The 23,360-nt window shown below is 66.4% G+C and carries 23 protein-coding genes; 13 read left to right on the top strand and 10 right to left on the bottom strand.

Translation table 11 applies throughout. The annotated features are described in order from the left end of the window. Positions 1 to 87: 87 nt before the first annotated feature. The 8 genes from C3Y92_RS06435 (at position 88) to C3Y92_RS06400 (ending at position 6,089) form a co-directional block, all read left to right on the top strand. Positions 88 to 375, top strand: a complete 288-nt coding sequence (locus tag C3Y92_RS06435; protein ID WP_129350818.1) for a DUF503 domain-containing protein — start codon at positions 88 to 90, stop codon at positions 373 to 375. A gap of 17 nt (positions 376 to 392) precedes the next feature. Then, positions 393 to 728, top strand: coding sequence for a 30S ribosome-binding factor RbfA (rbfA, locus tag C3Y92_RS06430; RefSeq protein WP_129350815.1), 336 nt, complete (start codon positions 393 to 395; stop codon positions 726 to 728). Continuing rightward, positions 709 to 1,680, top strand: a complete 972-nt coding sequence (locus C3Y92_RS06425; protein WP_129350812.1) for a DHH family phosphoesterase — start codon at positions 709 to 711, stop codon at positions 1,678 to 1,680. The genes rbfA and C3Y92_RS06425 overlap by 20 nt, the downstream gene beginning before the upstream one ends. Beyond that, positions 1,673 to 2,641 carry a tRNA pseudouridine(55) synthase TruB gene (truB, locus tag C3Y92_RS06420; RefSeq protein ID WP_129350809.1) on the top strand — a complete coding sequence of 323 codons (969 nt, stop codon included), beginning with the start codon at positions 1,673 to 1,675 and terminating at the stop codon, positions 2,639 to 2,641. Before C3Y92_RS06425 ends, truB begins: the two co-directional genes overlap by 8 nt. 16 nt (positions 2,642 to 2,657) lie before the next feature. After that, complete coding sequence (rpsO, locus tag C3Y92_RS06415; RefSeq protein WP_015861807.1) at positions 2,658 to 2,927, top strand: 30S ribosomal protein S15; 270 nt, start codon at positions 2,658 to 2,660, stop codon at positions 2,925 to 2,927. Between the two features lie 158 nt (positions 2,928 to 3,085). Further along, a complete protein-coding gene (gene pnp / locus C3Y92_RS06410; protein ID WP_129350806.1) occupies positions 3,086 to 5,335 on the top strand; it encodes a polyribonucleotide nucleotidyltransferase in 2,250 nt (749 codons plus the stop codon). A gap of 111 nt (positions 5,336 to 5,446) precedes the next feature. Then, positions 5,447 to 5,767, top strand: coding sequence for a nucleotidyltransferase family protein (locus C3Y92_RS06405; RefSeq protein WP_207214031.1), 321 nt, complete (start codon positions 5,447 to 5,449; stop codon positions 5,765 to 5,767). Then, entirely contained in the window at positions 5,754 to 6,089 is a 336-nt protein-coding gene (locus tag C3Y92_RS06400; protein ID WP_129350803.1) for a HepT-like ribonuclease domain-containing protein, read from the top strand. The genes C3Y92_RS06405 and C3Y92_RS06400 overlap by 14 nt, the downstream gene beginning before the upstream one ends. A 201-nt stretch (positions 6,090 to 6,290) precedes the next feature. On the opposite strand, the gene C3Y92_RS06395 is transcribed toward C3Y92_RS06400, so the two are convergent. From C3Y92_RS06395 to C3Y92_RS06370, 6 genes are all read right to left on the bottom strand, one after another. Next, positions 6,291 to 7,037, bottom strand: coding sequence for a hypothetical protein (locus C3Y92_RS06395; RefSeq protein ID WP_129350801.1), 747 nt, complete (start codon positions 7,035 to 7,037; stop codon positions 6,291 to 6,293). A gap of 64 nt (positions 7,038 to 7,101) precedes the next feature. Next, positions 7,102 to 7,743, bottom strand: coding sequence for a hypothetical protein (locus C3Y92_RS06390; protein WP_129350798.1), 642 nt, complete (start codon positions 7,741 to 7,743; stop codon positions 7,102 to 7,104). 32 nt (positions 7,744 to 7,775) lie between these two features. Next, positions 7,776 to 8,615, bottom strand: a complete 840-nt coding sequence (gene amrB, locus C3Y92_RS06385; protein WP_129350795.1) for an AmmeMemoRadiSam system protein B — start codon at positions 8,613 to 8,615, stop codon at positions 7,776 to 7,778. 87 nt (positions 8,616 to 8,702) lie between these two features. Continuing rightward, the gene (locus C3Y92_RS06380; RefSeq protein WP_235669632.1) at positions 8,703 to 11,609 is read right to left on the bottom strand and encodes a tetratricopeptide repeat protein; all 2,907 of its coding nucleotides are present in this window, start codon (positions 11,607 to 11,609) and stop codon (positions 8,703 to 8,705) included. 166 nt (positions 11,610 to 11,775) lie between these two features. Further along, positions 11,776 to 12,789, bottom strand: coding sequence for a sigma-54 interaction domain-containing protein (locus C3Y92_RS06375; protein ID WP_129350788.1), 1,014 nt, complete (start codon positions 12,787 to 12,789; stop codon positions 11,776 to 11,778). Positions 12,790 to 12,991: 202 nt separating this feature from the next. Next, positions 12,992 to 13,378, bottom strand: a complete 387-nt coding sequence (locus C3Y92_RS06370; protein WP_129350785.1) for a flagellar basal body rod protein FlgC — start codon at positions 13,376 to 13,378, stop codon at positions 12,992 to 12,994. 229 nt (positions 13,379 to 13,607) lie between these two features. Between C3Y92_RS06370 and C3Y92_RS06365 the strand changes: the two genes are divergently transcribed. Beyond that, positions 13,608 to 14,195: a hypothetical protein gene (locus C3Y92_RS06365; RefSeq protein WP_235669631.1), complete on the top strand. Its 588-nt coding sequence runs from the start codon at positions 13,608 to 13,610 to the stop codon at positions 14,193 to 14,195. Between the two features lie 24 nt (positions 14,196 to 14,219). Here C3Y92_RS06365 and C3Y92_RS06360 read toward each other — a convergent pair whose 3' ends face one another. The 4 genes from C3Y92_RS06360 to C3Y92_RS06345 form a co-directional block, all read right to left on the bottom strand. Beyond that, positions 14,220 to 16,202, bottom strand: coding sequence for a PAS domain-containing sensor histidine kinase (locus tag C3Y92_RS06360; protein WP_235669630.1), 1,983 nt, complete (start codon positions 16,200 to 16,202; stop codon positions 14,220 to 14,222). Positions 16,203 to 16,280: 78 nt separating this feature from the next. Continuing rightward, a complete protein-coding gene (folE2, locus tag C3Y92_RS06355) occupies positions 16,281 to 17,057 on the bottom strand; it encodes a GTP cyclohydrolase FolE2 (protein ID WP_129355806.1) in 777 nt (258 codons plus the stop codon). A gap of 265 nt (positions 17,058 to 17,322) precedes the next feature. After that, positions 17,323 to 17,742 carry a nickel-responsive transcriptional regulator NikR gene (gene nikR, locus C3Y92_RS06350; protein ID WP_015861818.1) on the bottom strand — a complete coding sequence of 140 codons (420 nt, stop codon included), beginning with the start codon at positions 17,740 to 17,742 and terminating at the stop codon, positions 17,323 to 17,325. A gap of 92 nt (positions 17,743 to 17,834) precedes the next feature. Further along, complete coding sequence (locus C3Y92_RS06345) at positions 17,835 to 18,530, bottom strand: class I SAM-dependent methyltransferase (RefSeq protein ID WP_129350781.1); 696 nt, start codon at positions 18,528 to 18,530, stop codon at positions 17,835 to 17,837. Between the two features lie 228 nt (positions 18,531 to 18,758). Here C3Y92_RS06345 and gcvH point away from each other — a divergent pair, with 228 nt between their 5' ends. Genes gcvH through C3Y92_RS06325 form a run of 4 tightly spaced genes read left to right on the top strand, consistent with a single transcriptional unit; the run spans position 18,759 to position 23,281 of the window. Continuing rightward, complete coding sequence (gene gcvH, locus C3Y92_RS06340; RefSeq protein ID WP_129350778.1) at positions 18,759 to 19,133, top strand: glycine cleavage system protein GcvH; 375 nt, start codon at positions 18,759 to 18,761, stop codon at positions 19,131 to 19,133. Positions 19,134 to 19,147: 14 nt separating this feature from the next. Then, entirely contained in the window at positions 19,148 to 20,479 is a 1,332-nt protein-coding gene (gene gcvPA, locus C3Y92_RS06335) for an aminomethyl-transferring glycine dehydrogenase subunit GcvPA (RefSeq protein ID WP_129350775.1), read from the top strand. Continuing rightward, on the top strand, positions 20,476 to 21,924 hold the full coding sequence (gene gcvPB / locus C3Y92_RS06330; RefSeq protein WP_129350772.1) for an aminomethyl-transferring glycine dehydrogenase subunit GcvPB: 1,449 nt from the start codon (positions 20,476 to 20,478) through the stop codon (positions 21,922 to 21,924). The genes gcvPA and gcvPB overlap by 4 nt, the downstream gene beginning before the upstream one ends. Continuing rightward, positions 21,914 to 23,281 carry a dihydrolipoyl dehydrogenase family protein gene (locus C3Y92_RS06325; protein WP_129350769.1) on the top strand — a complete coding sequence of 456 codons (1,368 nt, stop codon included), beginning with the start codon at positions 21,914 to 21,916 and terminating at the stop codon, positions 23,279 to 23,281. The genes gcvPB and C3Y92_RS06325 overlap by 11 nt, the downstream gene beginning before the upstream one ends. The last annotated feature ends 79 nt before the right edge of the window (positions 23,282 to 23,360 follow it).

The following is a 23,360-nucleotide window of genomic DNA, read 5'->3' as shown; positions in this document are numbered from 1 at the left end:
GCGTTCCGGCCGCCGCCTCGGCGGCGGTCGGAACGCCCCTATGACAACCGATTTTCCAACCGCTCCCCGGCTTGCGGGGAAGGATTCATGGTCGTAGGCGTCCTCACCCTCCAGTTCGCCCTCCACGGCAACGATTCCCTCAAGGGCAAGCGCCGCGTGGCCCAAAGCCTCAAGCAGAAGCTGCGCAACAAATTCAACGTGGCCGTCGCCGAAGTGGCCATGCAGGAATCCTGGGACACGCTGGTCCTGGCCGCCGTGGCCGTGTCCGGCGAAGCCACCCACGTCCGGGGCCTCCTGCAAAAGGCCGTCAACATGGTCGAAGCCGCCGCCCTGGCCGAACTGGTCTACGACGACATCGAAATCCTCACGCTCTAGCCCCCAGAAAGACTCCTATGAAACGCACCGCCTCGCGCCGCTCGCACCGGCTTGCCGATCAGATCGCCCGGGAAATGGCCACCGCCCTTCTGGAAGACGTCCGCGATCCCCGCCTGGAACTCGTGACCATAACCGGCGTGACCTTAAACGCCGACCTGTCCGTGGCCCAGGTCTTCTACACGCTCAGCGGCGACGACGCCCGTCTGGCCGGCGCGGCCAAGGCCCTGGACCAGGGGCGCGGCTTCCTGCGCACGCTGCTTGGCCAGCGCCTGCACATGAAATTCGTGCCCGAACTGCGTTTTTCCCGCGATACCTACCTGGAGGACATGGTCTATGCCCGACCCCAGGAGTGAGATCGTCCGCCGCATCCGGGCCGGCAGGTCCTTCCTGGTGGCCGCCCATGCCTCGCCTGACGGCGACGCCCTGGGGTCCACCGCCGCCATGGGCTTCATTCTTGAGGCCCTGGGCAAGACCTTCTGGCTCATTAACGATTCCCCGGCCCCGCCCCAGTACGGCTGGCTGGAGCTGCCCGCGCCGCTGCTCGACCGGCCGCCCCATGGCGACTACGATCTGGCCATCGTGCTCGACTGCGGCGACGCGCCGCGCCTGGGTGGCCTGGAAGGCCACCTCGACCCGGCCCGCACGGCCGTTATCGACCATCACCTGGGCAATCCCGGCTTCGGGGTCGTCAACTGGATCGACCCGGGCAGCGGAGCCACCGGCGAGATGGTCGCGCTTTTGGCCAAGGATCTCGGCGTGCCCCTTGTCGGCCCCATGGCCCAGGCGCTCTACACGGCCATGGCCACGGACACCGGCTTTTTCAGCTTCAGCGGCACCACCGCCGTATGCCTGGAGCTGGTGGCCGAGATGATCCGGGGGGGCCTTGACGTCGGCGAGGTCGGGGCGCGCATCAAGAACCAGTGGAGCATGAACCGCATCCGCTTGTGGAGCGAGGTGCTCGGCAGCCTGTCCCTGCACGGCCATGGACAGGTGGGCGCAATCAGGGTATCGCAGGAGATGTTCTCCCGCACGGGGACCGGCCCCGAGGATTGCGAGGGGCTGATCAACAACGCCCTGCGCATCAAGGGCGTGCAGGCGGCGGTGCTCGTGCGCGAGCTGCCCGAGGGCGGCGTCAAATTTTCCCTGCGCTCGGTGGGACCGGTCAACATTCAGCAGGTCGCGGCCGCTTTTGGCGGCGGCGGTCACAAGAACGCCTCGGGCGGCAAGCTGGAGACAGGCCTTGACGAGGCCGAGGCCACGCTTATCGGGGCCCTGAGCAAGGTCGTGGAGCCGGCGCGTGGCTGATAAGCAGTACCCGCTGCCCCAGCTTCACGGCGTGCTGGTGCTGGACAAGCCCTCCGGCCCCACCTCCACCCGGTGCCTGACGGCGATTAAGCGCCTGGGCCAGAAAAAGATCGGCCATGCCGGCACCCTGGACCCGTTGGCGGCCGGCGTGCTGGTGGTCCTTCTCGGCGAGGCCACCAAGATCGCCCCTTACGTCATGGAGGGCGAGAAGACCTATCTGGGCGCGCTTCGCCTGGGCGTTACGACGGACACCTACGACAGCGAAGGGACCGTGACGAGTCAAGCGCCCTGGGATCATGTTTCCGCCTCGGCCCTGGCCGAGGCCATCGCTTCCTGGACGGAACTGACCAGCCAGGAAGTGCCGCCCTACTCGGCAGCCAAACACCAGGGACGGCCCCTGTACGAACTGGCCCGCAAGGGTCTGGCCGCCCCGGTGAAAGTCAAGGATATTTCCGTTTTCGACGCGCGGGCCGAATCGGTCGACCTGCCGTCGGCAACCTTCCGGGTACGGGTATCCGCCGGCGTCTACATACGCTCCCTGGTCCACAGCCTGGGGATGCGACTGGGATGCGGCGCGATCATGACAGCCCTGACCCGGGAGGAGAGCCGCCCCTTCGCCTTGACGCAGGCGCACAGCCTCGACGCTGTCCTGGCCGACCCGCAGTCGCTGCCCGAGCGGATCATTCCCCTCGACAAAGCCCTGCCCCATTGGCCCACGACAACGCTTGGCCCTGCCGCGGCGGATGACGTCCGCCGGGGCATCCGTGTCCCGGTCACGGGGGATTTCGCCCCCGGGACCCACGCCCTGCTCGTAGACGAAACGCGCCTGCCCCTGGCTCTGGCCAGGGCCGAGGCGATGGGCGGCCGGCTCAGGTGGGCCATCGTGCGCGGTCTTTTCGGAGACCCGCAACCGGCCCGGCGCGGCGGCAATGACGCCCCCGCCACCAACAACACCCCCTAACCAGGAGGATATCGCTGTGGTCATGACTGCCGAAGACAAGGCGCAGGTTATTGGCGAACACAAAAAGCACGACGGCGACACCGGCTCTCCCGAGGTCCAGGTCGCCCTGCTGACGTCCCGCATCGTCTACCTGACGGGTCACTTCAAGAGCCACCCCAAGGACTTCCACTCCCGCACGGGCCTTTTGAAGCTGGTCGGCCAGCGCCGCAAGCTTCTCAACTACTTGAAGAAAACAGACGTCCAGCGCTATCGCGACCTTATCGCGAAGCTCGGACTGCGCAAGTAGTCGGCAACAACGGGGCCCGGTTCGCCGGGCCCCGCCTTCCCGCGCATGCATTATGCGCGCCCGCTCCCGGGACTCCAGCCCGTCCCGGCTGCCGCCGCGCCTGCTGCATGGCGGGAGGGCAACCGCTTCCGTCCTTCCCACCATCCAACGAGGTCCTCATGACAATGACGTTTTCCCCCATCCGGCTTGAAGCCGCCATCGGCGACAAGACCGTGACCATCGAAACCGGCCGCCTGGCCAACCAGGCCGACGGCGCCGTCTGGATCCAGTCCGGCGGCACGGTGGTGCTCGTCACCGCCTGCACCCAGGCCCTGGCCGAGGAAAAAGGCTTTTTCCCCCTGGTCGTCGACTACCAGGAAATGGCCTACGCCGCCGGCCGCATCCCGGGCTCCTACTTCCGCCGCGAAATCGGCCGCCCCTCCGAGCGCGAGGTGCTGGTGTGCCGGCTCATCGACCGCCCCTGCCGGCCGCTTTTCCCGAAGGGCTTCCGTGACGAAGTCCAGATCATCGCCACGGTGCTGTCCGCCGACGGCGAGGTCGAACCCGACGTTCTGGCCCTGACCGGCGCGTCCGCCGCTTTGCACCTCTCCAAGATCCCCTTCCAGGGTCCCATCGCCGGCGGCCGGGTGGGCTACATCGACGGCCAGTTTGTCCTCAACCCCACCGTGGCCCAGATCGCGGCCGGCACGGACCTGAACCTGGTCTTCGCCGCCTCCCGTGACGCCGTGGTCATGGTCGAAGGCGCGGGACGCTTCGTCTCCGAAGACCTCCTGGCCGACGCCCTGGAATTCGGCCACAAGGCCGTGATGCCGCTGCTCGACCTTCAGGAGCAGCTGCGCGAAAAGGCCGGCAAGGCCAAGATCGCCTTCACCCCGCCGGCCCCCCTGGTCGAGCTGGAAGCCGTGGTGCGCGAAGCCGGCGAAGCCAAGCTCAAGGAAGCTTTCACCATCAAGGAAAAGATGGCCCGCCGCGACGCCCGCCGCGCCGTCAAGGCCGCCGTCCTCGAAGCCGTGGTCGCCGCCTTCCCGGACACCCCCATCTACAAGATGAAGGCCGGCGAAGTCCTTGAGGCCATGGAAAAGAAACTGCTGCGCGCCCTGATCAAGGACACCGGCATCCGCCTCGACGGCCGCAACGTCACCACGGTGCGCCCCATCGGCATCGAAGTGGGCGTGCTGCCGCGCACCCATGGCTCGGCCCTGTTTGCCCGTGGCGAGACCAAGGCCCTGTGCGTGGCCACCCTGGGTTCCACCGGCGACGAGCAGAAGATCGAGACGCTTAACGGCGAGACGTACAAGCGTTTCATGCTCCACTACAACTTCCCGCCTTACTGCGTGGGCGAAGTCAAAATGCTGCGCGGCCCGTCGCGTCGGGACATCGGCCACGGCGCCCTGGCCGAGCGGTCCATCCTGCCCGTGCTGCCCGGCCCCGAAGACTTCCCCTTCACCATGCGCGTGGTCTCCCAGGTCCTGGAGTCCAACGGCTCCTCGTCCATGGCCTCGGTGGCCGGCGCGTCGTTGGCGCTCATGGACGCCGGCGTGCCCATCAAGGCCCCGGTGGCCGGCATCGCCATGGGACTCATCAAGGAAGGCGACGACTTCCTGGTCCTGACCGACATCCTCGGCGACGAGGACGCCATGGGCGACATGGACTTCAAGGTGGCCGGCACCGCCGACGGCGTCACCGGCATCCAGATGGACATCAAGATCACCGGCATCCCCCAGGACGTCATGCGCCAGGCGCTCTATCAGGCCAAGGAAGCCCGCGTCCACATCCTGGGCCGCATGGCCGCCGTGTTGGCCGAGCCGCGCCCCGAACTGTCGGCCCTGGCCCCGCAGCTGGCCGTGGTGCACATCAACCCGGAAAAGATCCGCGAAGTGATCGGACCTGGCGGCAAGAACATCAAGGCCATGACCGCCGAGACCGGCGCATCCATCGACATCGAGGACACGGGCAAGATCTCCATCTTCGCCCCGACCTTGGAGTCCCTGGAAAAGGCCAAGGCCCGGGTGCTCTACTATGACCAGCACGCCGACGTCGGCGCCAACTACAAGGGCCGGGTCATCAAGATCATCGAGTGCGGCGTCATCGTCGAGATCCTGCCGGGCCTCGAAGGCCTGGTCCACGTGTCCCAGCTCGACGTGGAGCGGGTGGCCAGCCCGGCCGACGTGGTCAAGATGGGCCAGGAGCTTGAGGTCAAGGTGCTTGACGTCGAACCCACTGGCCGCGTGCGCCTGTCGCGCAAGGCCGTCATGAACGAAGAGCGCGGCATCCCCTACGATCCGGCCGACTACGCCAAGACCGCCGGCCCGCGCCGTGACGGCGGCGACCGGCGCGGCCCGCGTCGCGATGATCGCGGCCCGCGTCGCGACGACCGCGGCGGACGCGAACGCGGCCCCCGCGACTAGTCGCGCTTTCCCTGCCACTGCCAAGGGGAGCCTCCGTATGGGGGCTCCCCTTTTTTTGCGGCCTGGGAGAACAGGCGGCGATGATTTACGCCCAGGGCGGGATGCGTTACCATGACGGCCAGCGAGGACCCCATGGCGCTTCCCCTTGCCCTGCCCGAGGCCGCCCTGGCCGAGTGTTGCCGCCGCTGGCGCATCCGCCGGCTGTCGGTCTTCGGCTCGGCCCTTCGCGACGATTTCGGTCCGGATAGCGACCTCGACGTTCTGGTGGAATTCGAGTCCGGACGTACGCCCGGACTGGCCTTTTTCGCCCTGGAGCGCGAACTTTCGACCCTGCTCGGCCGGCGGGTCGATCTCAACACTCCGGCCTGCCTGCCCCCGGAATTTCGCAACGCCGTCCTGGCCGAAGCCGCTGTCCGCTATGTCGCGGCATGACCCTTCCGTTGCCCTGGGCCACATGGCCCGCCATGCCCGGGAGGCCGTGGCCCTGGCCGGTTCGCGCACGCGCCGGGATCTTGATGCCGACCGGGTTTTCGAACTGGCCCTGACCCGTCTGCTTGAAATCATCGGCGAGGCCGCCTCCCGCGTGCCCCTCGACGTCCGGGACCGCTATCCGGCCGTGCCCTGGCGCGACGTCATCGACTGCCGCAACCGGCTCATTCACGGCTACGATACCCTGGACCTGGACATCATCTGGGCCATTGTCGCCAACGACCTGCCGCAGCTGCTCGAAGCCCTGCCGCCGTCCGGGGATTGATCTTTGCCTCCGGCGGCCGGGGGCCTGAGGCCCCCGGCCCCCCCAACGGGGGAAAAGGGTTACGGGGGGATCGGCGAGGATTGACGTTTTGACGGACGGGGCGACAGCCGGCCAGTGGGCAGTGACGCGGGCGCGGCGTAAAAAAAGCCCGGCCCGGAATCGCTTCCGGGCCGGGCTTGGCGTTGCAGCGGGAGGGAAAAACTACCAGACCGGGTTGTTGATGGGCACGATAAACGTCTGGGCGTGCTGGTCGTAGCGCAGCACCACCCGCAGGGAATGGATGCCGAGGTTGGCCGGAAAGTAGAGGTAGCCGGGCATCAGTCCGCCGGGGGCGATGGGCGCGGCCCGCCAGGCGTAGGTGGCGATGTCCTGATAGACCGTGGCCCGGTACTGCTCCATGCTCGGCTGCTGGGTAAGCGCCGCGCCGCCCACCGCGCCGATGCCCGCGCCAATAAGCGCGCCCGGGCCGGCTCCCCAGCCGTAGTTGAAGCCCGAGCCGATAAGCGCGCCCAGGCCCGCGCCCACGGCCGCGCCGGTAAGTCCCCCCACCACCGCCGCCTCGGCGCTTTTCTTGTAGGCCGTGGAGGCAAAGACCACCTCGGCCGCCTGGGCCACCGGATACGGCGGATATTCCACGCCGCCCGGGCCGATGCCCCGGCATTCCTCGGCATAGACGATGGGGCTGGCCCCGGATTTGTTGCGCACCAGCAGCAGCGCCGGGGTCAGGCCTGCCTCGTAGTAGTTGATGCCCTTGCCGCCCCAGGCGTAGCGCACCGCGCCGATGTCCCACTGGGGCGTGCGCACGGCGCTGGGCAACATGGCCGGATCAACCACGCCGTTTATTTGCGGATTGGGCGGCGTGTAGGTGGCGCAGGCGAAAAGGGACAGGGACAGGGCCAGCGCGAGAAACACTCGCAGCAGACCGGCAAATCGAACGGTTGCGTTCATAGATCCTCTTCCATGGCGTTTAATGGCCTGGGGCGCCGCCGGCCGCCCCGCCTGGACGACCCTCTTACTGGCAGAACCTGATGGAGTCCATAATCCGGCGCAGGGTCTGGCGCGCCGCTTCAAAATCGTTGTTCTCGCTGTGGGCCATGAAGTTCATGTAGTAGTTGTCGCCGTCGTAGGCCTGCCAGATGATTCGCTGGTAGTCGTTTTTCTGCGGCGCTTCAACGATTTCCCAGCCGATCACGCCGCATTTCTTCTTGGCGTCGCCGTCGTCGCGGCGCTTGGCTTCCAAGTATTTCTTGATGCCCACCATCTCCTTGGCCTGCTTGAGCGAAGCGTCCACCGAAGCCTTGCGCGGAAAACTCGGCGTCATCTGCTCCAGATGGAACTGAAACCCCCAACTCGTGCCCGGCTTCATGAAAAGGGCTGATTCGCTGGCCGGATCGCCGCTTTCAAGTTTCCAGCCGGCCGGGATAGTGAAGGAAAACCCTCTGGCCGCATTTTTATAGGTGGTGTCGGCGGCCAAGGTTCCGGCACCGCCAGGCGCAGCCTTGGCCGCATTGCCGGACGGCCCCGCAGGTTCCGCTGGTTTATTGCCCCCGGACACGGCGTCAAGCCCCTGCTGCAACAAACCAAACTGGGCCAGGGCCGAACCGGGCAGACAGGCGACGCAGGCGAACAGACAAAAGGCGGCCAATCGTTTCATGGACTTTCTCCTTACGCTGTTGTCGGTTGCGCTCAATTCTCCACGATCACCCCGGCGTAGCCCACCACCTGGTCGAAATCGCCGCTGACCTCCCCGGAGGTGGCGTAGGCGGCCAGCCGGGCCGAGGTGGCCCCAAGGGCCCGGGCGATCAGAAGGCCCAGTGTCATGGGCAGCACGCCGCACATGCTGATGTCCTCGCGCCGCACCACGTCCAATAGCCCTTGCGGGTCCAGGGCCAGAACCCGGGCCAGGGCCAGGCAGTCGCGCTTTTTGGCCGCCGCTTCGGGCAGGTAGTGGCTCATGTCGGAACTGACGATGATGGAGACCGGCCTAGACCAGGCGGCCAACACCTCGGCCATGGCCTGGGCCGTTTCGGCCAGGACGCCCGGACGCGACTCGGCCACGGCCACCGGCACGACGCGGCAGCCCGGCCGCACGGCTGTCAGAAACGGCAGCAGCACTTCCAGGGAATGTTCACCCAGATGGGCCGCCCGGTCCGGCGAAAGCCCGGGCGCGGCGGCGAGCAGGGCCTCGGCCAGGGCGGCCTCCACGGGCACGTCCCAGCCGGGGATACGCCAAGCCCCGTCCGGCCACACGGCCAGTCGCGCCCCCCGGCCGGTGTGGTTGGGGCCAAGCAGCAGCAGGGTGTCGGCGAGGTTGGCCGCGCCCAGGGTCTTGCCGGCCACCGGGCCGCTGTAGACGGCCCCGGCGTGGGGAGCCATGACCAGCAGGGTCGGCTTGTCCGAAGGTGCGCCGGACTCGGCCAGATAGGCGGCCGTCTCCCGGGCCAGGGCGGCGGGATCGGCCGGATAGAACCGCCCGGCCACCACGGGCTGGCGAATGGATGCGGCGGAAGTTGCGGATGCGGGCATGACCGGCTCCTTGCCGCCGGCAGCAACACGGAACAGCGGCATCCTCTCTCTAGCTCCAGGCGCAGCGAATGACAAGGGCGCGGGCGGCTATTGGGGACGAGTCAGGGCGTCGAGGCGGTTTTGCAGGCCGCTGGCGGCCAGATCCGAGGCGGCCATGCGGCCGTAGAGGGATTCGGGCGCGGCGTCGCGCATGGCCGTCAACGTGGCCCGCCAGCCCTCGACGTCGCCCATGGCCCGCTGGATGGCGGCGATGCGCATCCGGTTGCCGGCGTAGTCGTCGTCGCCTTCCTTGCACAGCTTGGCGTAGGCCTCGGCCAGCTTGAGGGCCTTGGAAAAGTCGCCAAGGGCCCGGGCGGCTTCGATCTGGATGTTGACGGCGGCCTTGCGCTTGTCCGGGTCGCGGCCGGTTTCCTTGAACATGAAATCGGCCTCGCCGGCATAAAGCTGGGCCTTTTCCCACTCCTTCTTGGCCATGGCCTCCTTGGCCACGAAATACAGGGCATAGCAGCGCTTTTCAGCTTCCAGATCGCGGTCGCCGGCCATCTTGGTCCACAGGGGCAAGGCCCGGGAGGCTTCGCCGAGATTTTCCAGGGCCTCGGCCACCAGATATTCCAGGCCCCGGCGCTGGCTGGGGGAAAACCGCCAGCCCTGGACCTTGCGGGCCAGCTCCACGATCTCGCGCCAGTTGCGGTCGTTTTGGTAGACCGACATGGCCATGGTCAGCGCCCAGTTGCCGTTGTCGGTCTCCTTGGGGCCGATGTAGGGCGAGGCTTCCTTGATGGCGTTTGCCGTATCGCCGGTGCGCAGGTAGGCCAGGGCCAGCCCCAGGCGGGTGGTATCCGACAGCAGCCCCCGGTTGGTGTTGATCAGCCGGTATTCCTTGTAGGCCGCCACCAGCCGGTCGTAGTCCTTATGGGCCAGCATGTCGGCAGCCATGCGCTCGAAAGCGGTGATGGCCGTCTCCTCGGCCTTGGGGGCCAGCTCGCTTTGGGGATAGCGCTCCAGATAGGCGGCGGATTCCTTGAGGCTGCCGGGATAGTTCTGCTGGTGCAGCAGCCACATGGCCAGCTTGAGTTGGGCCAGGGGCGCCAGCGGGCTTTGGGGATGGTCGCGGATGATGCTGCGGTAGATTTCCTCGGGGCTGCCGTACTGCGGCTTGTCGAAAAGCGGGAACATCTCGGAGATGGTGGGCTGGTCGTGAACGCCCTGCTCGGCCAGGCGCATCTTGGCCACAAGCCCCCCTTCGCTGTCCGGGTAGTCCTTGATGGCCAGATTGTAGAAATCCACGGCTCCGGGCTTGTTTCCCAAGCGGGCGTAGATGTCGCCGAGCTTGGCCAGGACCAGATCGGCGTCCTTGGCATCCGGCTCCATGTTGTAAAACAGCATGTAGCAGTCACGAGCTTTCTTGAAATCGCCGTTCTTGTAGGCGATGTCGCCGGTGATGCGAAGAATTTGCGGAAACTCCGTATAATAGCGCGGCCAACGTTTATCGATGTAGTCGGCTATCTGGGCGGCTTCCTTGTAGCGACCCAGGCGAACCAGGGTCTTGGCCATGCCCATGGCCCCTTCGCGCACGAACTTGCTCTCCGGGAACTTTTCGACGACGTTTTTGTACTCTTCCTCGGCCTTCTTGAACTCGCCGCGATCAAAATAGTATTCGCCCCAGGCGAAATTGACCATGGGGACGCTGGCGTCGGTGGGGTACTTGCGCGTCAGCACGTTGAAGTAGCCCTTGGCTTCGGGGATGTTGCCCACGCGAAGGTTGAGCATCCCCAGCTGCAGCAGGGTCTCGGGCACCCGGTAGGAGTTGGGGTTGACGTTGATGGCTTCGTTTAAGGCCTTTTGCACCTCGTCATAGTGGCCGGCCAGATCGTCCTTGTGCAGGTCCATCTGGACGCCGGCCAGGGTATGCATGGCCTCTTCGCGCACGTCGGGCTTGAGTTTGGGATTCAGCACCAGGCTGCGCAGCATGTTGTTGGCCCCAAAAAAGTTGCCGGCCAGCCGTTCGGCCTGGGCGGCCACCAGGGTATTGGCGTCGTGGTCTTCTTCCTGGGCCGGGGGCGTGGCCTCGGCGCTGGCCGGGGCGTGGTCGGCGGCCGGAGGCTGCGGCGCGGCCTCGGCCTTGGCGGCCGGTGCCGGCTTTTGGTCCTTGCCGGGCGGCGTCACCGGGGCGCGGGTCTCGTCGCCGGCCAGAGCCGGGGGAATCGGCGGCAATTTGACGGCCTGACGCAGTTCGCCGCCACCGCCCGGGACTTGTCCCTTGCCGCCGGCCGGCTGTTCGGTCAGGGCCGGGGACGGCGCGCGGGCCATGCCATCGGGGCGCAGCACCGGGGCCTTGTCCGGGCTGACGCGAAGGGCCGTGGCCCGCATGGACGAGGGCACGGCGTAAAAGGCCTCCTTGGCCGCCTCGGGCTGGCCGGCCTTGGCCGGCTCGGCGGCCGACGGAGTCAGCGACGGCGGCAGGGGCGGCAGATCCAAGGGACCGGGCTTGGGATTGGGCGGCGTGACGGGCAGGGTCAGGGCCGAGGACGGCTTGACGACGGGATCGACCGGCGGCCAGGTGGTGCTGGGCGTAGCCGAAGGCGCGCCTGGGGACCAGTTGGCGCCGGCCGGGTCGCGGTAGACTTGCAGCTTGAGCCCCTGGTCGCCCTCGGGCCAGCCCACGAAACCGAAAGCGTCGGATTTCAGGCGCACAATGACGGTGTCGCCTTCCAGACGCACGCCTTCCAAAAGCCGCGAGGAATTGAAATCGGCCGGCCCGGGCGGCGTTTCGCCGGCCAGGGTTCCGGCCGGAAAGGCCAGGCTGATCTCCACCGGGCCGGTGCGGCTGATGGCCGGATAGCCGCCGCGCTTGGAAAACTGGAGCAAAAGCGAGTCCGTGTCGGCCTTGGTGACCGTGGACACGGACAAGGCCGCCGCCGATCCGGCGGACAGCGCGGCCACGACGACCGCCAGAAGAAGCCGCCAGAGGGCGGCGCGAAGGGAGAGGCTCACGCCGGGTTTTCTTGCAAGGACCATGCTCATTTTGCCCTCGCCGTCACCCTGGCCGCGGTGGTGGCAAGCGAAACGCGCCCCTCGGTGGAACCCCGCGCCATCCCTGATGGTTTGGGAATGCGTCCGGGGCAGCCGGAAGCGACGCCGGCAAGACGCGGGCCGGGCCTCAATCGCCGGCCATGTTGCGCTTTTTGAGCTTTTCAATCAGCGTCGTGCGTTTGATGCCGAGCAGTTCCGCCGCCTGGTTTTTCACCCCCGAGGCCTTGGCCAGGGCCTCGATGAGGAGCTTTTCCTCCAGGGTGTCCATGAAGTCCTTGAGTCCCATGGATTTTTCGGCCAGATCGGCCAGGGTCGGCCAGCGAAAGCCGGCCTCGGCCAGAGCGACCGGCGGCGGCGGCGGGGCCACGCCGGCATGGTCGAGAATCTTGCGCGGCAGCTCCTCAATGCCCACCACCTCGCTGTCGCACAGGATGGACAGGCGCTCCATGAAGTTTTCCAGTTCGCGCACGTTGCCCGGCCAGGGATAGCTCAAGACCAGCCCCCGGGCCTCGGGCGAAAACGTGAGGGTGGCCCGGCTTTTCTGGCGGCAAAAGCGCCCCAGGAAATAGTCGGCCAAAAGCAGGATGTCCTGGCCGCGCTCGCGCAGCGGCGGCAGATGGAGCGGGATGACGTTTAAGCGGTAGTAGAGGTCTTCGCGAAACCGCCCCGCCGCCACCTCGGTTTCCAGGTCGCGGTTGGTGGCGGCCACGATGCGCACGTCGGCCTTGAGGGTCTTGTCGCCGCCGACGCGCTCATACTCTTTTTCCTGGAGCGCCCGCAGGATTTTCACCTGCAGGCTCAGGTCCATCTCGCCAATTTCATCAAGAAAAATCGTGCCGCCTTCGGCCAGCTCGAACCGGCCCTGGCGCGTGCGCACGGCCGAGGTAAACGCCCCTTTTTCGTGGCCGAAAAGCTCGGATTCGAGAAGTTCGCGCGGGATGGCCCCGCAATTGACCGGCACGAAAGGCTTGCCGGCCCGGCGGCTGTTGGCGTGCAGCGCCCGCACGAGCAGTTCCTTGCCCGTGCCGGATTCGCCGGTGACCAGCACCGTGGAATCGGTGGGGGCCACCTTGCCCAGCACGCGCAGGACCTCGGCAAGGCAAGCACTCTGCCCGACCATGCCGGAAAGGTTCAGTTCCATCTGGCCTCCGGAAGAAAGCGCCGCCAATCCAGGCGGTTTCCCTTGCTCTATAGCTTCGTTCCGGGGCTGTCAATTTACTGACAGGAAAAAGACCGTCTCGTCCGGCGAACCAGGCAAAAGACGGGAGTCCTTGTTCACGAAAAGCGCATGGTTCTGGTCTGTTGCCGGTGAAACGTCCTCTGCGCTGTTCTCAGGATGCAACCTAGACCCGCATGTCCAGCAGCGTACCGAGCATCTGGTCCTGGCTGCGGATGGTCACGACATTGGCCTCGAAGGCCCGGGAAGTCTGGATCATGTCCACGGTCTGCCGGGCCAGATCCACGTTGCTCGTCTCCACCAGCCCGGCCGAAGGCTCGTACACCCCGGCCTGATTATAGGCGCTGACGGATTCCGGCTGATAGCCGCCGGGCGAAGCGTCGCGCACGATGTCGGACACGCGCACGCCCTGTCCGTCAGGGCCGGTCTCCAGGCGGGCATCCTTGGACTTGTAGCCGTCGGTGTTGATGTTGGCCACGTTGTTGGCCGTGACCGCCATGGAAGTGGAAAAAGCGCTGAGCGCCGACTGGGCGGCGGAGATGGCGTCGGTCATGGGCTGCCCTCCCGTCCTTGGGATTGGGGTCCGTCGCTCCACAGATAATGCAGGTCGGCCCAACGGGCAAGCCGGGTTTTGCCCAGCCGCGCCATTGAAGCAGCTGCCTGAATTTTACGTGGCAACAGACGGCGGGCCACCACCAGGCCAATAAAACAGACCAACCACTTCTGGAAGCCGGCCGCCGCCTGACCATTGAAGCCGTGTCCCAGCCATGGTAGAGCCAGCCATGCGTTTTTTCTTGCGCCTCGCCGCGCCGCTTCTGGGCGCACTTCTCTGCGCCTGCCTCACGGCCTGTTACAATCCGCCAGAGTCGCCCGTGCGCTACGTCAACAAGCCCTATCTCTTCAGCTTCATCCCGCCCAAGGGCTGGACCGTCACCGAAGACAAAACCGAGGCCTGCCAGGTCTCCGTGGAAGCCCGCCACGGCGACTGCCAATTCTACGTCTGCGTCAGCGAGCGGCCCACGGAATTTCTGCCCACCACCTCGGATTTCGCCAACTGCGAACTCGTCAAGGCCTACGTCGCCGACACCCTCAAAGGCTTTAACGTCAGCTGCCGCCCTACCACCGTCCAAGGCCGGCGCAGCTACGACGCCATCTATCTGCGCCGGGTGGACAACGGCAACGGCGGCATAAAACTCCAGCTCGTGCGCCAGACATTCCTCTCGCGCGGCAAGATGCTCTACACGCTCACCTCCTACGTCTTCGGCCGCGACGAAGCCGAACTGCGCGCCCTGGCCCCGCCCTGCGACAACGACATCACCCGCGCCGAGGCGACGTTTTTCTTGCACCAGCCCGGGTCATTTGAGCGGTGAATGCCTCCGGCGGCCAGCCCGCGCTTACAGCCTCGGCCCCAGGGGCGAGGCCCGGCCCGCCTGCTTGAGGTTGGCTTCCAGCACCTCGGCCAGTTGGTCAATGGAATGCGGCTTGGCCAGATAATCGTTCATGCCCAGGCGCAAGAACCGCTCCCGGTCCTTTTCGCTGGCATAGGCCGTCAGGGCCACCACCGGGATGCGCTTGGAAAGCCCCGGCACCTCGCCATGGCGGATGTGGTGGGTGCACTCGATGCCGTCCATCACCGGCATCTGGATATCCATAAGGATGATGTCGGCCTGCTCCCGGGACAACGTCTGCAAGGCCTCCTGGCCGTTTATCGCCTCCAGCACGTTGTAGCCGAGCCGCGAAAGCGCCCGGCCCGTGGTCAGGCGGTTGATGCGCTCGTCCTCGACCAGCAGCACCGTATACTCTTCGGGCGAAAACACCGGGTCCTCGCTGACGTAGACCACGGACTGGTCCCGACACTCGAAATCCGGCAGGGAAAACGGGGCCGCGAAATAAAAGGTGCTGCCCTTGCCCGGCGCGCTTTTCACCCAGATGCGCCCGCCAAGCAGCTGCACCAGATGCTTGGCGATGGACAGCCCCAGCCCGGCGCCGCTGACCCGCTTGGTCAGGTAGTGCTCGGCCAGCTCGAAATCCTCGAAAATCTTGCCGTGCAGTTCCTTGGCGATGCCGATGCCGGTGTCGCGCACCTGGAAAAGCAGCGTACGGTACTGGGCCGAAAATTTGAGCCGCTCCGAACGGATGAGCTTGGCCCGGACCTCGATGGTCCCGCTTTTGGTGCATTTGAGCGCATTATCGACCAGATTGGACAAAATCTGGCGCAGCCGGAACACGTCGCCCACCAGCCGTTCGGGAATGCGCGGATCAAGCCGCGTGAGAAACTGCACGTCGCGCACCTTGGCCCGCACGCCGTAGCTGCGGCTAAGCGACCCCAGCACCTCGGCCACGGAGAAGGTGGCCAGCACCGGTTCGATGGCCGCCGCGTCGATGTCGGCCAGCTCCAGCACGTTGTTGACGATGGACAAAAGCCGCTTGCCCGAGTCCTCGACGATCTCCCACAGCTCCCGCTCCTCGCCCCCGGCCGCTTCCTGCAGTGCCAACTGGGCGGCCCCCATGATGCCGTTTAAGGGCGTGCGCAGCTCGTGGGTGATGTTGCCGAGAAACTGCGACTTGGCCTGGCTGGCCGAAAAGGCCAGCTCCCGTTCCCGGCGAAGCTGGTGTTCGGTTTCCTTAAGCGTTGTGATGTCCCGGGAATAGCTGGCCACGTAAAGCACCTGGCCGGATGCGTCGGCGATGGGGCAAATGCTCACCTGATAGCAGGTTTCGCCGTAGCGCTCCTCATACCCGACGATGGCGTTGCGGGCCACGGCCTCGCGCAGCTTGTCACGCCGCGTCGCGGCCTGTTTCAAGGGCATGTGGCGGTACAGGCTCGCGCCCATGAGCGCGTCCACGGTCTGGCCCCGACGCCTTGCCGCCTCCTCGTTGAGCACCAGAATGTAGCCGTCCACGTCGGACAGGATGATGGAATCAAGGGTGGCGTCGAGCAGGGCCTTGAAGATGGCCTGGTTTTCCGCAAGCAGCTGTTGGGCCAAAACGATTTTGGTCACGTCCTCGCGGATGATGATGCCGCCGGTGACCCGGCCGCTTTCCATGACCGGAATGCCCCGGATGTTCTGGTAGGCGGACTGGCCGCCGCTGCAGGCGTCAACGTAGACGGCCTCAAGATGGACGGTTTCGCCGGACAGGATGCGGTCGATCTCCCCGCCCATGGAGGAGCTGGTGATCCCGGGCAAATCCTTGAGCTTTCGGCCAAGAAAAAAATCGCGGTCGCGCTTGCCCCGGGCAAAATTGACCAAGTGCCAGTCGTTGACGAACGTAATGACGCCCTCGGCGTCGATGTGCATGATCGAAACCGGAGCGAGTTGTATGATCTGCTCGCAGTTGGCCGCAAGCGCTTCCTGACCGCCCATAGAGAATTGCATATCCTGTCGCCCGGCCGGCCGGCAAGCGCCATTACGCGCCTCGCGCCAATTGTCCGGATATTTCCTATCCGATAACAACTACCGGGCGTTGCGCCCCTCAATCCCGGCAAAGGCGCTGTGGTTGTGGATGGACTCGAAGCTCTCCACTTCCACCCGAAACCACGTCACCTTGGGATGCTCCCGCAAGGAACGGGCCACCTGGCGGGCCACGTCCTCGACAAAGGTCGGGTTGGCGAAGGCCTGTTCGGTGACGTGCTTTTCGTCCTCGCGTTTTAACAGGGCGTAGACCGGCGACGAGCCGGCCGCCTCGGCCGTCTCGATAAGCTCCTCCAGCCACAGCAGGCCGGAAAACCGGCAGCGGATGGAGATGACCGCCCGCTGGCTGTGCGCCCCCTGATCGGAAATGGCCAGGGAACATGGGCACACGGTCATGACCGGCACGTCCACGCCCAGCGTCAGGCGAAACTTGTCGCCCTCGAACTCCCCGGAGACCAGGCAGGCGTAGTCCACCAGCGCGCTGGCCCCGGTGGCCGGCGAGGCCTTGGACAGGAAATAGGGAAAACGCAAGGTCATGTGGGCGTTTTGGGCTTCCAGGCGGGCGCGCACGTCTTCGAGCAGGGCCTTGAAGGTGACGAGGTCGAGCTCGCCGGCAAAACCGGACAGGGCCTCGACGAACCGGCTCATGTGGGTGCCCTTGAACTGGGCCGGCAGGTCCACGGACAGCTCCACGTCGGCCACGGTATGCTGGCGGCCGCGCGTGCGGTCGCGCACCAGAAGCGGCAGACGGAAATTCTTGATGCCGACTCTGTCGAGGTCGATGGGGACCTCGGGGGGTCCGCTTTGCACGTCTTGCATGGCCATGATGGCGTAACTCCGGGATGGATGTCCCCTGCCTGGGCGCGGCGGCGGCGGGCGAGGGGAGGCGTTTCCTACGCCGGGCGGACGCCCCTGTAAAGCCGGAGGCGGGCTGCCCGGCCCCGCAGGGCAGCGGCCGGGGAACAAAGCCGGCAGGGAACGCCATGATGTTGCGTCGCTGTAAAATACGACGGCATTGCCAAGGGCAACAATGGCGTCAGCCTGTTTCCCACGATACGCCGCAAGCGGTTATGCGAACGCGGCGCTAGACGATCTCCTGGCCGGTGGTGGCCAGGGTCAGCTTGCCGTACTTAACGCCGCGCGTGGAGATGAGCTTTTGCGACAGCCGCTGCACGGCCTCGCCCGGCCCCTTGAGCACCAGCGCTTCCAGACAGTTGTGGTGGTCGAGATGCACGTGCATGGACGACAGGATCACGTCGTGCTGCTCGTGCTGGGTCTCGATGAGCCGTTGGGCCAGATCGGAAGTGTGGTGGTCGTAGACCAGCGTCAGCACGCCGGCCACTTCCTTGTCCGATTGCTCCCATTCCTTTTGCACCAAAACGCCCCGGATGAGGTCGCGGATGGCTTCGGAACGGGTTTGATAGCTCTTTTCGTCGCACAGTGCGTCGAACTTCTCCAGAAGTTCGGAATTGAGCGACACGCCGAAGCGGATGGTCTGTCCCATGCGCCCTCTCCTGGTGCCGTGTCTTCGAGGACACCATCGTTGAAGAATTATGTGTTCTTAAAAAAAGCTGGCGTTTTTGTAAGGCCCCAACATTAGGGTCTGATCTCGTAGAGGCTGATGGTGCTGCGGCAAGAGGCCACGGCCACCGATTCCTCATGCAGCCGGGCGACGGCAAAGCCGTCGGCGGCAAGCCTGTCCCACACGCCCCGCGACACCTCGCGCCAGGGTTCGGCCAGCACGACGCGGCCGCCCGGAGCCAAGCAGGAGCGAAAAATCGCGGTCAGCGGCTCGTAAAACCGCGTCTCGTATAAAATGTCGCTGCCCCACAGCAGATCGAACATGCCCTCGGCCAGGGCCGGGGCGCGCCAATCCATGACGGCAAAGGCCGCCGGCAGGCCATTTTCCCGGGCATTTCGCAAGCCATGGGCCACGGCCGCCGGCTGGTGGTCCACGCCCAGCACCCGTGCCCCGGCCGCCGCCCCGGCCATGGCCGAAAGCCCCATGCCGCAGCCAAGGTCCAGGCAGCGCCGGCCGGCCAATTCCTCCGGCCGGGCCTCCAGCCAGGCGGCCAAAAGCAGGCTGGCCGGCCACAGCTCGGCCCAGTAGGGCATGCGCTCGTCGGCTCCAAAGCCGTCCTGGCCCAGGCCTTCCCACAGCGACTCCATGTCCGCCTCGCGCCGCAGCACGTATTCGCGGCCGGCAAGCGGCAGACGCATGCGGCCGTCCACCCATTGGGGCGCGGCGGCCCATTGGGGCAAAATCGGTCCTGGGACGGCAATTCGGTTCACGAATGAGCTTCCTTACAAGTCAAAAACGCGCCATGACGCATCTTCCGTGTTACCGTGATTCACGAAAATGCGCAACCCGGGGCACGACCGACGATTCTTCGGCAGCAAACCGAAGCATTCGCCCGACGCCGCTTGCCCCAGGCCTGTCAACGCGCTATTTGACGGCCAGCCCGTCGCGGCCTGTCGCGGGCGGGCCTAAGACCGATCATCACGCCAGGGAGAAGCGCCATGCAAAAGGATCTACTCTATTCCAAGTCCCATGAATGGGCTCGCGTCGAGGACGAAATCGCGGTGGTCGGCATCACCGACTTCGCCCAGGAACAACTCGGCGACATCACCTTCGTGGAGCTGCCGGCCGTGGGCGACACCGTCGAAGCCGGCCGGGAAATGGGTTCCGTGGAATCCGTCAAGGCGGCCAGCGAACTCTACAGCCCGGTCAGCGGCGAGGTCATCGAGGTCAACGAGGAGCTGGAAAGCGCTCCCGAAAAGGTCAATTCCGATCCTTACGGCGAAGGCTGGCTGATCCGTGTGCGCCTCACCGACGAGCCCGCCGGCCTGCTGTCGCCCGAGGAGTACGAGGAACTGGCCAAGGCCGACCACTAACACCGGAGCGCCCCATGCCCTATATCCCCCACACCCCGGCGGAAATCCGGGAAATGCTCGACGCCGTCGGCGCGCCCGACGTCGAGGCCCTGTTTGCCGAAATCCCGGCCGCGCTGCGTCCCCGGAGCTTCGATCTGCCCAAGGGAGCCACGGAAATGGCCGTGCGCGCCGCCATGGAAAAGCTCTCGGCCAAAAACCGTATCGATCTGACGAGCTTTCTCGGCGGCGGCTTCTATGACCACTACGTCCCGGCCGCCTCGGACCTGCTGCTGTCGCGCGGGGAATTCTACACCGCCTACACGCCCTACCAGCCCGAGGCCTCCCAGGGGACGCTGCAAGCCATCTTCGAGTACCAGACCGCGGTGTGCCGGCTCATGGACATGGAGTGCTCCAACGCCGGCGTCTACGACGGCGGCACCGCCCTCTACGAGGCCCTGATGATGGCCGTGCGCCATACCCGGCGCAAAAAGGCCGTGGTCAGCGAAACGATCAGCCCCATCTACCGCATCGTGCTGGCCACTTACACCAAAAATCTCCACCTCGATCTGGTCGTCGTGCCCCATAAAAACGGCCTGGACGACTTCGAGGCCCTGACCGCCGCCGTGGACGGCGACACCGCCGCCATCGTCGTGCAAAATCCCAACTTCTTCGGCAGCGTCCAGGACTTCACCGCCCTGTTCGACCACGCCCGGGAAAAGGGCGCGGTGTCGGTCATCTCCTGCTACCCGGTGCTCCAGACGGTGCTCAAAACCCCCGGAGCCATGGGCGCGGACATCGCCACGGCCGAAGGCCAGAGCCTGGGCCTGCCGCTGTCCTTTGGCGGCCCCTACCTCGGCATCATGACCTGCAAGAAAAGCCTCGTGCGCCAGATGCCCGGCCGCATCGCCGGCCGCACCAAGGACGCCGCCGGCCGTACCGGCTACGTGCTGACCCTGCAGGCCCGCGAGCAGCACATCCGCCGCCAGAAGGCCACGTCCAACATCTGCTCCAACCAGGCCCTGTGCGCCCTGCGCGCGCTTATTAACCTGTGCCTCACCGGCAACGAGGGCCTCACCCGCCAGGCCGCCCGGTCCATCGAAAACGCCAACTACGCCGCCTGGAAGCTCAGTTCCATCCCCGGCGTCCAGCTTTTAAACGAAGCGCCCTTTGGCAACGAATTCGTGGTCGTGCTGCCCATTAACGCCAAACAGGCGGTGCGAAGCCTCATGGACGGCGGCATCGTGCCGGGCTTCCCCCTGGGCCGCTACTACCCGGGGCTTTCCAACGCGCTGCTTATCTGCTGCACCGAAAAGCACGACCGCGCCGACATCGACCGCCTGGCCCGGCGGCTGGAGAACGCCTTATGAGCACCGTCTTTTCCAAATCCGTGCCCGGCCGCGAAGGCGTTTGGCCCGACGAACCCAAGACCGCGCCCATCGACTTCATCCCCCAACATCTGCTGCGCGAGGGCGACGCCGGCCTGCCGTCCCTGTCCGAACTCGACGTGGTGCGCCACTTCACCGCCTTGTCGCGCAAGAACTACGGCGTGGACTCCAACTTCTATCCGCTGGGGTCGTGCACCATGAAGTACAACCCCAAGTTCACCGAAGAAGTGGCCGCCCTGCCCGGCTTTGCCCGCCTGCATCCGCTCACGCCCCAGCTCCCGGGCGGCGGCGACATGTCGGCCGGCTGCCTGGAGGTCATGCACGAGACCGAGCGCTGCCTGTGCGAGATCACCGGCATGGCCGCCTTCACCCTGCACCCCATGGCCGGGGCCCACGGCGAACTGACCGGCGCGCTCATGATGGCCGCCTACCACGCCGACAAGGGCCACAAGAAGACCAAGATCATCTGCCCGGATTCGGCCCACGGCACCAACCCGGCTTCGGCCGCCATCGCCGGCTTCGAGGTCGTCACCATCGAATCGAAAGACGGCATCATCGACCCGGCCGCCCTGGCCGCCGTCATCGACGACGAGACCGCCGGGGTCATGATGACCGTGCCCAACACCCTGGGGCTTTTCGAGCGCCATCTGCCCGAGATCGTGGCCCTTTGCCGCAAGGTGGACGCGCTTTTGTACTACGACGGAGCCAACCTCAACGCCATCCTCGGCAAACTGCGCGTGGGCGACGCCGGCTTCGACGTGGTCCACCTCAACCTGCACAAGACCTTTGCCACGCCCCACGGCGGCGGCGGCCCGGGTTCCGGTCCGGTGGGCGTGTCCGAACGCCTGATTCCGTACCTCCCCATCTCGCGGGTGCAAAAGGACGAGGCCGGCCGGTTCTCCCTCAGCTACGACCATCCCAAGTCCATCGGCTACGTGGCCCCGTTTTACGGCAACTTCGGAGTGGTGCTCAAAGCCTACGCCTACATCCTGCGCCTGGGTCGCGAGGGGCTGATTCGCGTGTCCGAGTCGGCGGTGCTGGCCGCCAACTACCTGCGCGCCCGGCTGGCCGAGGCCATCGAGGTGCCGTACAACCGCATCTGCATGCACGAATTCGTGGCCTCGGCCGCGAAGCTGGCGGCCGAGAAAAACGTGCGCGCCCTGGACATCGCCAAGGCGCTCCTGGACAAGGGCTACCACGCGCCCACCATCTACTTCCCGCTCATCGTCAAGGAAGCGCTCATGTTTGAGCCCACCGAAACCGAGAGCAAGGACACCCTGGACCAGTTCGTGGCCGATCTGCTGGACATCCTGGCCCAGGCCGAGACCGATCCCGAGGCCGTGCGCGCCTGCCCGACCAGCCTGCCCGTGGGCCGGCTGGACGAGACCTACGCCGCCCGGGCCATGGAGATCACCGATGACCTCTAGCAAGCGGCTGGTGGTGGTCGGGGCCGGCCCCGGCGGCTACGAGGCCGCCCTGGCCGGCGCGGCCGCCGGGCTTGACGTGACGCTTATTGAGCGCGGCAAGCTCGGCGGGGCCTGCCTCAACTGGGGCTGCATCCCCACCAAGCATCTGCTGGCCGCCACCCTGGCCGTGGAGTGCCTGACCGCCCAGGCCAAGCAGAAGCTGGCCTCGGGCACGGTCACGCCCGATCTGGCCGCTGTCCAGGCCAAGAAGAAAAAGCTCCTGGCAGCCACCCACAACGCCATGGCCGCGCACCTTAAAAAGCTCGGCGTGCGGCTGGTGACGGGCAACCTCACCGCCGTGGCCACCGGTTCGGCCGAGGTGTCGAGCGGCGGGAGCGTGGAACACATCCCGTTTGACAGCCTGATCCTGGCCCTGGGATCGCGGCCGGCCGCCTTCCCCGGGGTCAAGCCCGACGGCAAGGCCGTGCTCGGCGTCGCGCCGGTGCTGGACTTCGAGGCCGCCCCGGCGAGCTTCGTCATTGTCGGGGCCGGGGCCATCGGCCTGGAAATCGCCACCATCTACCACCGCCTGGGAACCAAGGTGACCCTGGTCGACGCCGCGCCGCGCCTGGCCCCGGCCGAGGACCCGGACGTGTCCAAGGTCGTGGCCCAGGTGATGCGCCGCGCCGGCATCGACGCCCGGCCCGGGGTCAAGGTGGAAAGCCTGGTCACCGACGAGAACGGCCGGGCCAGACTGACCCTGGCCGGCGGCGAGACCGTCGTGGCCGACAAGGCGCTTATCGCCATCGGCCGCTTCGCCGCCACCATCGTGCCGGGGCTGGCCGAATGCGGGGCCATGTTCGCCGACGACAATCCCAACCGGGCCTGGTTGCGCACCGACGACACCTTGCAAACCGCGCCCGGCATCTATGCCGTGGGCGACTGCAACGGCCGGGTGCTGCTGGCCCATGCCGCCGAAAGCCAGGGCGTCTACGCCGCCCGCCACGCCGCCGGCCTGGAGTCCGGCCCCTATGCGCCGGGTCCCATCCCCGGCTGCTATTACGGGTCGCCCGAGATCATGCGGGTGGGGGCCATCGCCGCGCCCGGGGACACGATCTCCGAGGCGGCCTTCGTGGCCAACCCCATCGCTCAGGCCCACGCCGACACGGCCGGCTTTGCCCGGGTGGTCTGGAAGGACGGCAAGGTGGCCGGCATCACGGCCGTGGGCCACGGCGCGTCCACCATGGGCACCCTGGCCACGGTCATGGTGGCCCAGGCCTGGACGCGCGAGCAGGCGCAGGCCCTGGTCTTCCCCCATCCGGGCCTGGACGAGACCCTCAAGGCCGCGCTGCTCGGCGAGATGAAGGTCAAGGCGTAACATCCGGGGAACATTCCTTCATAAAGGGTGTTCCCCGGAACCCTTTCCCACAATTTTTCAGAGACAACACCAGCGCCCT

This window comes from Solidesulfovibrio carbinolicus, from assembly GCF_004135975.1.
GTDB lineage: Bacteria > Desulfobacterota > Desulfovibrionia > Desulfovibrionales > Desulfovibrionaceae > Solidesulfovibrio > Solidesulfovibrio carbinolicus.
This window is presented reverse-complemented; position numbering and strand designations above follow the sequence as displayed.

Excerpts from the sequence above, each read along its gene's own strand:
- C3Y92_RS06400 (WP_129350803.1), top strand. The coding sequence starts at position 5,754 with ATGTCGCGGCATGACCCTTCCGTTGCCCTGGGCCACATGGCCCGCCAT.
- C3Y92_RS06365 (WP_235669631.1), top strand. The coding sequence starts at position 13,608 with ATGCGTTTTTTCTTGCGCCTCGCCGCGCCGCTTCTGGGCGCACTTCTC.
- pnp (WP_129350806.1), top strand. The coding sequence starts at position 3,086 with ATGACAATGACGTTTTCCCCCATCCGGCTTGAAGCCGCCATCGGCGAC.
- C3Y92_RS06360 (WP_235669630.1), bottom strand. The coding sequence starts at position 16,202 with ATGCAATTCTCTATGGGCGGTCAGGAAGCGCTTGCGGCCAACTGCGAG.
- rbfA (WP_129350815.1), top strand. The coding sequence starts at position 393 with ATGAAACGCACCGCCTCGCGCCGCTCGCACCGGCTTGCCGATCAGATC.
- gcvH (WP_129350778.1), top strand. The coding sequence starts at position 18,759 with ATGCAAAAGGATCTACTCTATTCCAAGTCCCATGAATGGGCTCGCGTC.
- gcvPB (WP_129350772.1), top strand. The coding sequence starts at position 20,476 with ATGAGCACCGTCTTTTCCAAATCCGTGCCCGGCCGCGAAGGCGTTTGG.
- folE2 (WP_129355806.1), bottom strand. The coding sequence starts at position 17,057 with ATGCAAGACGTGCAAAGCGGACCCCCCGAGGTCCCCATCGACCTCGAC.
- C3Y92_RS06370 (WP_129350785.1), bottom strand. The coding sequence starts at position 13,378 with ATGACCGACGCCATCTCCGCCGCCCAGTCGGCGCTCAGCGCTTTTTCC.
- C3Y92_RS06325 (WP_129350769.1), top strand. The coding sequence starts at position 21,914 with ATGACCTCTAGCAAGCGGCTGGTGGTGGTCGGGGCCGGCCCCGGCGGC.
- C3Y92_RS06425 (WP_129350812.1), top strand. The coding sequence starts at position 709 with ATGCCCGACCCCAGGAGTGAGATCGTCCGCCGCATCCGGGCCGGCAGG.
- C3Y92_RS06405 (WP_207214031.1), top strand. The coding sequence starts at position 5,447 with ATGACGGCCAGCGAGGACCCCATGGCGCTTCCCCTTGCCCTGCCCGAG.
- C3Y92_RS06435 (WP_129350818.1), top strand. The coding sequence starts at position 88 with ATGGTCGTAGGCGTCCTCACCCTCCAGTTCGCCCTCCACGGCAACGAT.
- amrB (WP_129350795.1), bottom strand. The coding sequence starts at position 8,615 with ATGCCCGCATCCGCAACTTCCGCCGCATCCATTCGCCAGCCCGTGGTG.
- C3Y92_RS06390 (WP_129350798.1), bottom strand. The coding sequence starts at position 7,743 with ATGAAACGATTGGCCGCCTTTTGTCTGTTCGCCTGCGTCGCCTGTCTG.
- C3Y92_RS06375 (WP_129350788.1), bottom strand. The coding sequence starts at position 12,789 with ATGGAACTGAACCTTTCCGGCATGGTCGGGCAGAGTGCTTGCCTTGCC.
- C3Y92_RS06395 (WP_129350801.1), bottom strand. The coding sequence starts at position 7,037 with ATGAACGCAACCGTTCGATTTGCCGGTCTGCTGCGAGTGTTTCTCGCG.
- nikR (WP_015861818.1), bottom strand. The coding sequence starts at position 17,742 with ATGGGACAGACCATCCGCTTCGGCGTGTCGCTCAATTCCGAACTTCTG.
- gcvPA (WP_129350775.1), top strand. The coding sequence starts at position 19,148 with ATGCCCTATATCCCCCACACCCCGGCGGAAATCCGGGAAATGCTCGAC.